Origin of the sequence: Streptomyces sp. S.PNR 29 (assembly GCF_030386795.1) — a bacterium.
In the GTDB taxonomy this organism is placed as follows: Bacteria; Actinomycetota; Actinomycetes; order Streptomycetales; family Streptomycetaceae; genus Streptomyces.
On record NZ_JANUQM010000019.1, the window covers coordinates 122,798 to 135,036 of the forward strand.

11 protein-coding genes and 1 pseudogene are annotated in these 12,239 nt (G+C 69.6%); 1 reads left to right on the forward strand and 11 read right to left on the reverse strand.

Annotation, left to right across the window (positions count from 1 at the left end; genetic code table 11):
- Positions 1-31: 31 nt before the first annotated feature.
- The 10 genes and pseudogenes from NW895_RS37570 to NW895_RS37615 form a co-directional block, all read right to left on the reverse strand.
- On the reverse strand, positions 32-1,141 hold the full coding sequence (locus NW895_RS37570; protein WP_289941448.1) for an alcohol dehydrogenase catalytic domain-containing protein: 1,110 nt from the start codon (positions 1,139-1,141) through the stop codon (positions 32-34).
- 32 nt (positions 1,142-1,173) lie between these two features.
- Positions 1,174-1,725 (reverse strand): carboxymuconolactone decarboxylase family protein, encoded by a 552-nt coding sequence (locus NW895_RS37575; protein WP_289941450.1) that lies wholly within the window; start codon positions 1,723-1,725, stop codon positions 1,174-1,176.
- A gap of 31 nt (positions 1,726-1,756) precedes the next feature.
- On the reverse strand, positions 1,757-2,761 hold the full coding sequence (locus NW895_RS37580; RefSeq protein ID WP_289941452.1) for a VOC family protein: 1,005 nt from the start codon (positions 2,759-2,761) through the stop codon (positions 1,757-1,759).
- A gap of 92 nt (positions 2,762-2,853) precedes the next feature.
- A complete protein-coding gene (eno, locus tag NW895_RS37585) occupies positions 2,854-4,143 on the reverse strand; it encodes a phosphopyruvate hydratase (RefSeq protein ID WP_289941454.1) in 1,290 nt (429 codons plus the stop codon).
- A gap of 323 nt (positions 4,144-4,466) precedes the next feature.
- Positions 4,467-5,459, reverse strand: coding sequence for a BtrH N-terminal domain-containing protein (locus NW895_RS37590; RefSeq protein ID WP_289941455.1), 993 nt, complete (start codon positions 5,457-5,459; stop codon positions 4,467-4,469).
- Between the two features lie 32 nt (positions 5,460-5,491).
- Entirely contained in the window at positions 5,492-5,983 is a 492-nt protein-coding gene (locus tag NW895_RS37595) for a DUF1801 domain-containing protein (protein ID WP_289941456.1), read from the reverse strand.
- A gap of 108 nt (positions 5,984-6,091) precedes the next feature.
- Positions 6,092-6,397 (reverse strand): annotated as a pseudogene (locus NW895_RS37600) (glyoxalase); the annotation flags it as partial.
- Positions 6,397-6,939, reverse strand: coding sequence for a helix-turn-helix transcriptional regulator (locus NW895_RS37605; protein ID WP_289941457.1), 543 nt, complete (start codon positions 6,937-6,939; stop codon positions 6,397-6,399). The pseudogene NW895_RS37600 and the gene NW895_RS37605, both read right to left, overlap by 1 nt.
- A 68-nt stretch (positions 6,940-7,007) precedes the next feature.
- Entirely contained in the window at positions 7,008-7,418 is a 411-nt protein-coding gene (locus NW895_RS37610) for a VOC family protein (RefSeq protein ID WP_289941458.1), read from the reverse strand.
- Positions 7,419-8,308: 890 nt separating this feature from the next.
- Positions 8,309-9,376, reverse strand: coding sequence for a LacI family DNA-binding transcriptional regulator (locus NW895_RS37615; RefSeq protein WP_289941460.1), 1,068 nt, complete (start codon positions 9,374-9,376; stop codon positions 8,309-8,311).
- A gap of 188 nt (positions 9,377-9,564) precedes the next feature.
- On the opposite strand from NW895_RS37615, the gene NW895_RS37620 reads away from it, so the two are divergent.
- Complete coding sequence (locus NW895_RS37620) at positions 9,565-10,344, forward strand: fumarylacetoacetate hydrolase family protein (RefSeq protein WP_289941461.1); 780 nt, start codon at positions 9,565-9,567, stop codon at positions 10,342-10,344.
- A gap of 95 nt (positions 10,345-10,439) precedes the next feature.
- On the opposite strand, the gene NW895_RS37625 is transcribed toward NW895_RS37620, so the two are convergent.
- Positions 10,440-11,711, reverse strand: coding sequence for an MFS transporter (locus NW895_RS37625; protein ID WP_289941462.1), 1,272 nt, complete (start codon positions 11,709-11,711; stop codon positions 10,440-10,442).
- Positions 11,712-12,239: the final 528 nt, after the last annotated feature.

Below are 12,239 nucleotides of genomic sequence, written 5' to 3' on the forward strand. Positions count from 1 at the left end.
TCTTCTCCTGCCTGCCGTCTCCGGCCTGCCCTCAGGGGAGCACGACGTAGTTGCCGAACCCGCCGTCGCTGTCGGTGACGCGTCCCGAGATCGCTTCGTTCACCTTGGACAGCGGGAAGGGCTTGGTGATCAGGTAGGACAGGTTCAGGGCGCCGGTGCCCACCATGTCGGCGACCTCCTGGCCCTGCGCGGTGGTGAACCAGTTGGAGCCGATCAGCTGGACCTGCTCGTCCATGAGCCATTTCACGTCCACCGGCAGCCGGTCACCCACACCGCCGACGTTGATCACCCTGCCGCCGCGGCGGACGCCCAGCATCGAGTCCAGCATCGTCTCCACCGGGGCCTTGGCCCCCAGGGCGCTGATCACGAAGTCCGCCCCCTCACCGCCGGTGCGGGACTTCGCCCACTCGCCCGAGGAGCCCTCGCCGAGCCGCATGACCTCGATCCGGTCCGGGGCCAACTCCTTGACACGCTTGAGGAGTTCCTCGTTGCGGCCGGTGCCGAGGACCCTGGAGACGCCCGAGGCCAGCGCGAGCAGGGTGGCGGCCACACCGAGGGTGCCGGTGATCCCGTCGATCAGCCCCACCTGACCGGGGCCGGCGGCGGCGTGCCTGAGGGCTCCGTAGGACGTGCCGATGTAGCCGAGCTTTCCGGCCTGCTCGAACGTCATGGTGTCCGGGATGTTGACGATCGCGTGCTGCGGCGCGGTCATGTACTGCGCGAAGCCGCCGTAGGGGTAGAGGTCGAAGATCCGCTGCCCGTCACGGGACGTGCTGAAGTAGCCGTTCAGCGTGAAGTACCGGCACCGGCTGAGCTCGCCGCCGCGGCACACCTGGCAACTGCCGCAGGAGCGCAGCGGGCTCACATACACCCGGTCGCCGGGCTTGGTGTTGAGCACCGCCTCACCGACCGCCTCGACCACGCCCGCGGGGTCCAGGCCGAAGATCGCGGGCAGCTTGGGCAGCGGCTGGTGCGGGTACCACGTGGGCCAGTTGTTGATCACGTTGGCCATGTTCGGCACGATCCCGCACGCCTTGACCCGTACCAGCACATCGGTCGGACGCGGGGTGGGCACGTCGATCGTGTCCACCGACATCGGCTCACCCAGCGCGTGCAGCCGTGCGGCGAGCATTTTCGCCATGGAAATACTCCTTGAAATCACCGCGCCGAGAGCTACGAATTCGGGAACGGATTCGGGTAATTGGCCTCAAGATCGATGTCCAGCAGACCCATGATGCGGACGCCGGAGTTGTACCAGGCGATGGACAACGACAGTTCGACCATCTGCCGGCTCGTCAGATGTTCGGCCGCGGCACGCCATGTCTCCTCGGAGACGTCGACCCGGAGCGTGGACTCCTCGGCCAGGCGCATCACCGCCTTCTCCGTCTCGTCGAACAGGCCGGACGACTCGAAGTCGGCCACCGCCGCGAGCTGTTCCTCGGTCAGCCCGGCCTTCAGGCCGTGCGACTGGTGGTGCGCGACCTCGTACGCGGACCGGGTCGCGTGCCCCACGGTCAGGATGGCCAGCTCACGCAGGCGGGGACTGAGGTCGGCGGCGCGCAGCGAGTTGGCGTAGGTCAGGAACGCGTCCAGCTGGGCCGGCGCGCCCGCGAGGGCGAGGAAGATGTTCGCCGTCGGTACCTTGCGCTCGGCTTCCAGCCGGTCGTACAGGGGTTTCAGCGACTCGTCCGCGTCCTCGCGGCGAAGGTAGGGCACTCGTGCCATTGACGTCTCCAGGGGGAGGGGATGCGGAAGGTCAGGGGATGGGCTGTTCGAGCAGGAACCGCTCCAGCGACATCGGCTTCGGCAGCTCGGCCGGCGGGGTCTGCGGCACACCGGCGAAGGGCGACGCCTCGAAGTACCACTTCTCCAGGGCCGGCAGGCCCCAGCGGGCGTTGGTGCTCAGCGACGCGGCGTCCCAGCGCACCGGCTCGATCTCGGTGTCGATCGTCTGGTAGTGGCTGTTGAACACCTCCACGCGGTGCCCGTCGGGGTCGCGGAGGTAGGCGAAGAGCATCCCGCCCGGGCCGTGCCGTCCCGGGCCCCGCTCCACGCCGTCGCCGTAGCCGAGGATGCCCGCCCAGTCGCAGGCGGTGAAGATGTCCCGGCTCTCGGAGACGGTGTAGGCGAAGTGGTGCAGGGCGGGCCCGGTGTTCTCGACGATCGCGAGGTCGAGACAGGTGCCCTTGCGGTACATGAACGCACCCAGCAGCTTGTCTCCGTGCTCCAGGTACTCGGAGTTGCGGAAGCCGAGCTCGCTGTAGAACGCGCACAGCTCGTAGGTGTCCGGGGCGAAGACCTGGTAGTGGTCCAGGCGCTGCGCGTGGGCACCCCGGTGGCGCTCGAAGTCGATGTGCAGCCGCGGCCGGGTCTCCATGTGCGCGCACAGTTCGAGCGGTGTGCCGACGGGGTCGCTGACGTGCAGTGTGCGGCCCTGGTACGGGACGTCGGCCCACTCGGCGGGCAGCCCGCGTTCCCGGAACCAGGCGTAGGCGAGATCGAGGTCCTCGTCGAAGAAGACCCGGAAACCGATCCTGCGGCACGAGCCCGCGCCCTCCTCGTCCAGCTCCAGGACGAGGCTGTGGTGGCAGGCCTCCGCCAGGCCGCGGAGGTGGACGGTGCGCGCGTCCTCGTCGCTGACGACGAGCCCCAGCGCGGCCGTGTAGAACCTCTTGCTCTCGGCCAGATCGGCGACGGTGAGACGCACATGGCTGGACCGGGTGATGTGGAAACTCGGGCGCAGATTGACGGGAGGCAGCATGGTGGGCTCCGTGCTCCGATCGGCTCTGGAATTCGATGACTGTAATACCGGGAGGCCGTTCTACGGCGGTCTCGTATTGCGGGGAGCGCGTATTACGGCGTGGCGAACGGAAAAGCGGACCATCCGCTGAATTCCGCGGAGCCGCCGAGGGCCTCCTCGATGCGCAGCACCTCGTTCCACTTGGCCATGCGCTCGGAGCGGGTGAACGAGCCCACCTTCAGCTGGCCGGCGTCCCAGCCGACGCTCAGATGGGCGATGGTGACGTCCTCGGTCTCCCCGGAACGCGCGGAGACGATCGTGCCGAAACCGGCTTCCTGTCCGGCCCGGAGGGCCTGGAAGGACTCCGTGACCGTGCCGGCCTGGTTCGGCTTGACGAGTACGGCGTTCGTCGCACCGGCGGTGGCCGCCGCCTCCACCCGCTTGGCGTTGGTGACCAGGTAGTCGTCGCCGATCACCTGGCAGCGCCGGCCGTAGCGCCGGGTGAACTCCCGCATGCCCTCGTGGTCGTCCTCGCCCACCGGGTCCTCGACGGACAGGATTGGGTACTGCTCGATCCAGCCGCCCAGCATGTCGATGAGTCCGGCGGTGTCCAGCGTGCGGTCGTCCAGGGCCAGCGTGTACCGCCCGGCGGAGCCGAACTGCGAGGCCGCGACGTCCAGCGAGATGCCGACCTGGGCGGGGGAGGCGAAGCCGGCCGTCCCGATGGCCAGGGTCAGCGTCTCCAGGGCCTCCTCGTTGGAGTCGAACGCGGGCCAGAAACCGCCTTCGTCGGCCACCCCCTGGGCCTTGCCGGCCTTGCGCATCAGACTCCCGGCGGCCCGGTAGATCTCCGCCGTCCAGTCCAGGGCCTCGGCGAAGCTCCGCGCGGCGGGGCAGACCACCATGAAGTCCTGGACGTCGACGCGCCGGTCCGCGTGCGCCCCGCCGCCGAAGATCTGGATCTCCGGCAGCGGGATCCGGACGGGGCGGTCGCCCGCCAGATGGAGCCACAGCGGCTTGTCCGCCGCGGCGGCCGTGGCGTGCAGGACGGCCATGGAGGCCGCCACGATGGCGTTGCCGCCGAGGCGGCTGCGGTCGGCGGTCCCGTCGAGGTGCACCAGCAGCCGGTCGACCGCCGCCTGGTCGGCCGCGTCCCGGCCGATGAGGGCGGGGGCGATCTCCTGGTTGACGGAGCCCACCGCGCGGTGCACGTCGAACCCGCCGAACCTGGTGCCGCCGTCCCGCAGGTCCAGCGCCTCGCCCTGCCCCGTCGAGGCACCGGCCGGAGCGATGGCCCGCCCGACCGCACCGCCGGCGAGACGGGCCTCGACCTCCACGGTCGGGCGACCGCGCGAGTCCCACACCCGGCGGCCGTGCAGCCTGGCGATGCGCGTGTCTGTCATGGGGTACGACCTTTCGACCTACGGGTGCGATCGGAGCGGCTCGGCGGCCTGGGCCCGGAGGGAACGGCGTATGTCGGCCGGCTCCTGCACCGCTGCGTCCGGCGGTGCTATCGATAGCGCAATGGTGGGGAGGTGATGCTGTGCGTGTCAAGGGTGAGGTGTGCACGATTCGCCAGGTGGTTCGATCGACGGTGCTATCGTTAGCATGCTGTCGGGTTGTAGGGCCCGACAGGACTCCGGTGGGCCGCGCTCCGCCCGGACGGACGGACAGCACGGGCGGGACCGGCCCACCGGTCAGAGGGCGAGGGCGGGACCGCGCGCGGTCAGTCGCTCTCCAGGCGGCTCAGCGCCTGCATGGCCTCGCGCTCCAGGCGTGCGACATCGCAGAGGATGCTGCCTGCCCGCACGAGGCACTGCTCGGCGCCCGATGCACCGGCCTTCGTGATCAGCGCTGCGACTTCTGTCCACAGGGTGGCCGCCTCGGCGTACAGTCCGTGGCCGGTGCGCAGGTGGCTGCTGTCGAGCTGTTGGAGGCACTCGGCGAGGAAGTCGCGGTAGAGGTTGCGGAACAGGGCGCCGCCGGTGCCGGCCTGCTCCATCAGCAGGGCGGCCTGCGGTAGGTCCCGCTGCGGGTCGTCGGTCCGCCGGAGCCAAGTGCGCACCAGCTTGCCGGCCTTCTCGATGCCTCGGTGGCCGAGGTTGGCGATGGGCGGGTCGAGGAAGGCTTCGGCGCAGGCGGTGATGGCGGGAACGATCCGGTCCGATGGTGACGGCAGGTTCCTCGGAGCGGTGAGGGTGAAGGACCGGTGCCTGGCGGTCATCGGGCCGCGCGCGGCCCTGGCCCGGGCGAGGCTGGTCAGGCTGGTGGACACCGTTCCGCCTTGCTGGTCGGTGTCCACCAGGTAGGCGTCGTGGTCGTCGTAGCCGTACATGGCGACGACATGACCGCCGAAGTGCACCTTGGACCCGAAGTAGTCCAGGTGGTAGCTGTCGAGCTGCAGTCCGACGGGGTGACCGGCGTCGATGGGGGCCACCACGTTCTCCCATGCCCTGCGGGGGGAGGTGGTTTCCTGGACCCGGAGCTCCAGCCCGAGTCCGGTGGCCAGGTTCCTGGTGAGCTCGAACGGTCTGACCCGTCCCCCGAGGAAGGGGAAGCCCATGTTCTTGCTGTCCCAGTAGACGAAGGACAGACCGGAACCGAGGCCGAAGAGCATGGGCTCGGACAGATCGAGTCCCTGGTGCCGCAGCAGCACCCCCAGAGCCGTCGTCTCGCAGTGCTGCGTACCTCGGGCATCGATGCCCCGTACGGTGGTCATGCAGTGCTTTCCCGAGCGGAGTCCGGCCGGTGTCAGCCCACCGCCTTCCTGACGAGGGCGCTGATGCGCTGTTCGTCGGCTGCGGTCAGCTCCTTCAGGGCGTAGGAGGTCGGCCACATGGTGCCGTCGTCGAGCGCCGCCTGGTCGCTGAATCCGAGCGTGGCATACCTCGATCTGAACTTCTGCGCGCTCTGGAAGTGGCAGACGACCTTGCCGTCTCTGGCGTAGGCGGGCATCCCGTACCAGAGTTTGGGCGTGAGGTCCGGAGCGGCGGCCCTGACCACGGCGTGAATCCGCTCGGCGAGGACCCGGTCCGCCTCCGGCATCTCGGCGATCTTCGCGAGCACGTCCCGCTCCGCCGCCGCCTCCTTCTCCGCCCGCGAACCGCGTCGCGCCGCCGCCTTCTTCTGTTCCTGAGCGTGCTCCTTCATCGCGGCCCGCTCTTCGGCGGTGAACCCGTTGTACTGCTCGGCTGCCGTGCCGGAGTTCTCGGCGGGCGACTTCGACGGCGACGTGTGCTGCATGGCAGATGTCCTTTCGTGCACGGAGCGAGGCAGGTGGGAGGGGCGGGAGTTCAGGACCGGGAGTCAGGCGGTGCGGAGACCGTGGACGGCGCGGCGGTGAGTGACGTGCCAGATCGTGCCGTCCGGTGCCCGTACGACGCCGCCGTAGCCCCACAGCGACTTGGTGGCGGGCTTCAGCACCGTGGCGCCGGCGTCCACGGCGGCGCCCAGGAAGCTGTCGACGGTGGCCGGCCCGGACACCGTGAGCGCCAGGGCGAAGCCGCGGAATCCGGTGGAGTGCGCCTCGGATGCCCGCAGGCGTACGTATGTGTCCACTGAGAAGGCGGTGCAGAAACGGTGGGCGGCCTCGGGGTCGGCCACCTCCAGGGTGACGGATGCGAGGGCCGTGGTGGATGCGGTGGTTGCCATGGCCATCACGCTATGGGCTGCCCGGCGGCCCGGGCTTCTCGAATCCTGACCGGTCTGGTCACCCGCTTCGCCACACACGCCGGCATCCCCTCCACCGTGACCGCAGATCCCGCATCACCGGCCGTACTCGCCGCTTCCGCCCGGTCGGCCGCCGCTTCCGCCCGGTCGGCCGCCGCTTCCGCCGCACGGCGCCGGAAGGCTCCGGGCGGCATGCCGACCAGCTCGGTGAAGCGGGTGGTGAACGTGCCCAGCGACGCGCAGCCGACCGCGAAGCAGACCTCGGTGACGCTGAGGTCGCCACGCCGCAGCAGCGCCGTCGCGCGCTCGATGCGACGCGTCATCAGGTACGCGTACGGCGACTCGCCGTAGGCCGCGCGGAACTGTCGGCTGAGGTGTCCGGCGGACATGCTCACCTCGCGGGCGAGCGCCTCCACGTTCAGCGGCTGCGCGTACTCCCTGTCGATCCGGTCGCGGACGCGGCGCAGCCGCGCGAGATCGGCCAGGCGCTGGGCCTCGACGCGTGCACGCCGCCACTCGGGCTGACACATTGCGAGAACTCCCCTTCCCTTCGGTGATGAGGACCGGGCCGCCGGAGCCGGCCGAGCACCCGCACGGCTCAGCGAAGCTCCTGGATGCGCACCAGGTTGCCCGCGGGGTCGCGGAAGGCGCAGTCGCGGATGCCGTACGGCTGCTCGGTCGGCTCCTGGACGACCTCGGCGTCACTGGCCTGCACCTTCTCGAACGTGGCGTCGAGGTCCGGGGTGGCCAGCAGGATCCAGCCGTAGGTGCCCTTGGCCATCATCTCGGTGATGGTGCGGCGCTCGGCCTCGGTGACTCCCGGGTCGGCGGCCGGCGGCGCCAGGAGGAGGGACGTGTCGGGCTGACCGGCCGGGCCGACCGTGATCCAGCGCATCCTGCCCTGCCCGACGTCGCTGCGGACCTCGAAGCCGAGTACGTCGCGGTAGAAGGCGAGCGACGCGTCCGGGTCGTCGTGCGGCAGGAAGCTGGTGTGAATGGTGATGTCCATGCCGAGCAGGCTAGAAGCGGCTCGGTGTCCCGCGCTTCTCGATTCCTGACCGACCTCACCGAAACCGTCCGCCACAGCCTCGGCAAGCCGGCCGATGCGGGAGGCATCGGCCGGCGCGAGTTCCGCGTGGGGCGGTGCTCCCGTGGCGGCTACGCGAGCCAGAGCGAGCCACGCCGATGACGCGCCGGCGGAATGTCCACCGTGTCCGCGGCATCGAGTGCGAGTGCGCCGGCGGTGGAATTCACCAGCCTCAGGAGAGTCCCCACCTGGGCTCGTAGCCGCTGCCGCGCCCGGCGTTCCTCCACCGCGGACCACTGGGCGACGGAGCGGTCCCCCTGGTGTCGGGGGAACGAGTAGAAATCCACCGTGCGGCGGACCACGCCCGGTTGGGGCCTTCTGGACTCTCGTGTCGCATCAGCGAGGCTGCGTGCGCTGTACCTGAGGTCGTAGAGCACCACGGAACGCCAGGGGCTTCCTGGTGAGCGGTCGTGCGTGCTCCGGCTGTGTGCAGGGGGAAGGTGGTGGGCGGTGCGGGTCACGGGACTCCGTTCGCAGCAACCGCCAGGTATTTCCTGGCGGGCTACCTGAAGCCCCTCGGCCCTGTCGAACGTGCGTTGTCCATGCGCGCAACACTATCTCGCCGCTTCCGCGGGCATGCTTGTCACGTGTCCGCGGATCCCGTACCCCGAGGACCTCGGACCTGTGCCGTCACGGGCGGCACCGTGGCCGCTGAGTGAGCGGCGCGGGCCCGCGTGCCGGGGCCGCGCGGACGAAGGACCGGCCCGCACCTGACGGGAGAACGGACCGGGAGGTCGTCACGCCGTCGGCAGCCGTTTCCCGGCCGGTCCCGGAAGAGACCGCCACCGCGAAGGACATGACGGTGAACGACATCACGGTGAACGACGTCCGGAGGCGCCGGACGGAGCCCCTGCTCGACGGCCGCGCGGCCGGCCCTTGGGCGGTGCCGTGCTGCCCCGGACGATCAGGGAGCCGGGGGAGAGCGAGGTGTACGGGCCGTCGTTGCCGGGCTGCGTCCTCAGGCGCCGCAGCAGCCACAGGGCGCACCCGGTCGCCATCTCCTGGACCGGGAGGCCGACGGTGGTGAGCCCCGGGCCCCACCAGGAGAACCCGGGCTCGTCGCCGAAGCCCACCACCGACAGGCTCCCGGGCACCTTGACGCCCAGCTCCGTCAGTTCCTCCAGGACGCCCAGGGTGTGCGGCACCGACCCGAGCACCAGGGCGGTGGGCGGCGACGGCTGCTCCAGCAGCCTGCGCACGGCTTGGCGGCTGTGTTCGGTGGACGACGGCGGTCCCAGCTCGACGTGTCCGGCCTCGTCGGGCAGGCCGCCCTCCTGCAGGGCGGTGCGGAAGCCCCGCAGACGCTCCGCACCCGTGGGCAGTTCGACGGGGCCGCCCAGGTAGCCGAGGTGCTGGTGCCCCTGTGCGACGAGATGGGCCGTGGCCTCGCGCAGCGCCTCGTGGTCGTCCAGGCCGAACCACTGGGAGCCCAACGACGGGTGGCGGCGCAGCAGTTGCAGGTGCGGCATCGCGCGCAGCAGCTTGACGGAGTCGCCGTGCGGGCGCGCGGTGGGCACGATGATGACGCCGGCCACACGGTTCGCGGACAGCTCCCGCAGGTGGCGCAGCTCCACCATCCGGTCGTCGTCGGTCTCGGAGAGCATCAGCTGGAAGCCCTCGGCCTCCATGTTCTTCGACAGCTCGTGCGCGATGGTCGAGTAGAAGCTGTTGCGGATGTCCGGAATCACCAGCCCGACGACGTTGCTGGACGCACCCCGCATCATCCGCGCCGCGCGGTTGCCGACGTACCCCATCTCCGAAGCCGCCTGACGGACCCGGAACTTGGTCTCCTCGCTGATCCTCGCGTCGTCGGCCAGCGCCCGGCCGACCGTCGACACGGAGACCCCCAGGCGTTCGGCGATGTCCCTGGTGGTGATCACGTGATGGGGCCCCCTCGCATGACTGGTCCCGGCGCCGTTACATTCTGTGTGCCAACGATAGCACCGACGTTGCGCTCCGTGGTCGCGCAGATCTGATCTCCGGGTTGATGTGTGCGGTCTGTGCTAACGTTAGCACTGCTGATCGGGCCGTGCAGCCGCCCGCGGCTGCCTAGTTGCGGAGGTCATTCGTGCGGATCGTCAGGTATTCCGTCGGCGGTGTGCGCCACTATGGACAACTGAAATCAGGTGACACCGGGATCACGCGATGCGAGGGCGATCCCTTCACCGGAATGGCTCCCACGGGTGTCACCGACGAAGTCGGCGATGTGACCCTGCTTTCACCGCTGGAGCGGCCGCGGATCTTCGGGTTCGCCTACAACTACGCCGCGCATGTCGACGAAACCCACCGTGATATTCCGGACGTTCCCGTGTGCTTCATGAAGCCGAGTACGGCGGTGGTGGGGCCGGGTGATGCCATCGTCTATCCGGCCGCCGGCGAACTCATCCATTTCGAAGGCGAGTTGGTCGTCATCATCGGAAAGGAAGCCCGCCATGTGAAGCCCTCCGACGCGCAGGAGTACATCCTCGGCTACACGTGCGGAAACGATGTCAGCGACCGCATCGTCCAGCGCGAGGAGAGCGCGTTCGGCACGCTGCTGATCGGCAAGGGCCAGGACACCTTCGCCCCTCTGGGACCGGTCATCGCGACGGACCTCGATCCGTCCGGGCTGTCCCTGACCACCCGTGTGAACGGCACGGTCATGCAGTCGGCGAGCACGGCCGACCTGCTGCTCGGCGTGCCGGAGCTCGTCGGTTACCTCAGCCGCCACCTCACGCTCCTCCCGGGCGACGCGATCATGACCGGAACCCCTGCGGGTGTCGGGCCGATCCGCCCCGGTGACGAGGTCGAGGTCGAGATCGAGGGCATCGGCGTCCTGCGCAATCCCGTCGTGGCCGAGCGCCTTTGAGGTCCCGGTCCGGCCGTGTGACCGCGCGACGTGCGCCGGGGCCTGTCCACCGCCGAGCGGTGGGCAGGCCCCGGTCGTGTGGGGTCACCGTCGGCTCACGGACGGACCGCGTTGTTGAACTGCGAGGTACGGACGAAGGACAGGGCCAGGACGCCCACCAGCGGCAGCAGCGTCACCTGCAGCAGCCCCGCCCGGTGCCACCCGAAGGACTCCACCAGGGCGGCGAAGAGCAGGCCGGAGAAGGCTGCCGTCCCGTAGTAGCTGGTGACGAAGAGACCGGAGGCGCGTCCGATCTGCTCGGGGCGCACGGCCCGCTGGATCGCGCTGTTGGTGTTCGGGTAGAGCACGCCCAGGCCGAAGACGCCCATGAGGAAGGCCAGTACGCACTGCGGGCCGGTCCCGACGTGGGTCTGGTAGATGCCCACGCTGATGACGGAGCAGGCCAGCAGGCTCACGATCAGCAGGTTGCGCTGGTTCATACGGTCACCGAGCCAGCCGCCGAGGATCGACAGCATGCCGCCGAAGCCGAGGAAGCTCATGGCCAGCGCGGCCTGGCCGGAGCCGTAGTGCTGGGAACTGATGAGAAACGTCGGGTACAGGCCGATGAATCCGTAGACGGCCACACCGCTGACGACCGAGTGCAGGGCCAGCGCGACGGTGTTGCGGTGGTAGGGGGAGGCCGGCATGTACTCGTAGGTCCTGGTCGAGGTGACCCTGTCGACGGTCGTCTCGGTCAGCGCTGCCTTCACGAGGAACACCGAGACGGCGGCGATCAGCAGTCCGGCCGTTCCGAACAGGTAGAACGGCGAGTGCCAGGTGCCGTGCGTGTTCATGAGCCAGACGCCGATCAGCGGGCTGACGAACACGCCGAGGGAGTAACCGACGCCGATCGTGCCGAAGGCGAGGCCCCGCCGGTGGGAGAAGAAGGCCCCGACCGCCGCGAAGATGGCCGCGGACTGCATGCCCTCACCGAAGCCCGAGATGATCCGGTACGCCGTCATGTCGGCGAAACCGGTCGCCAGAGGGGTGGCCATCGTGCCCAGGGAGTAGATCACGATGCTGACCAGCAGCACCGTCTTGCGGCGGAAGCGGTCGAGGAGGTAGCCCGCCGGGAGTCCGGCGATCGCCATGCCGAGGGTGAAGTTCGTCGCCAGCAACCCGCCCTGCTCCAGGGAGAACCCGTACTCCTGGCGGATGTTCGGCAGCAGGGGAGGGAAGACCTGCCGGTCCATCGCGTTGACCATGTAGGACAGCGTCAGCAGCAGGAAACCCACCCCGATCATGGGGCGGGAGAGCGGGGCCGGGCCGCTGTCCACCGTGCTCCGGACGGGCACGGTACCGGTGTCGACTTGCGCTGCGTGATTCATTGCGGCTCCTGGGGAAAACGGGGCCACGGCAGGCCGCGGCGGATTCGTCGCCGTACGGGATGTACGGGCGAGGCGATGAGGAGAATCGGTGAGCAGAACACGGACTCGGGGCGGCGACCGATGACGTCGCCGTGCGCGTGAGAGAGGGCGTGCGGTGGTCTGCCGCGCGGTCGAAATGCCGCGTGCGGAATGGCGCGGGCCGGCCGCACGGCCGTAAACACCCGTCGTAGAACGTCCGTGGCTGTGGCGTCTTCGACAGCCGGACCTTGTGTGGACACTTGTCGGCCACACGGTCCTGGGCTCGCAGAAACCATGATGGGAAGACCCCGGCGCGTCAAGACATGAACGGCGGATTTCTTCGGCGGTTTCCGTCTGTCGCAGCCGCCACGCCAAGCCTTGACGTGGTGAAGGCGCTCAATGCTATCGTTAGCACCACGTGGTTGTGACACAGTGATTCGACCTGCATCCCTCTTCCCTCATCACTGGCGGCCCGGTAACGGGCGGGACGCCCGGCGTCCGCTGCGGACC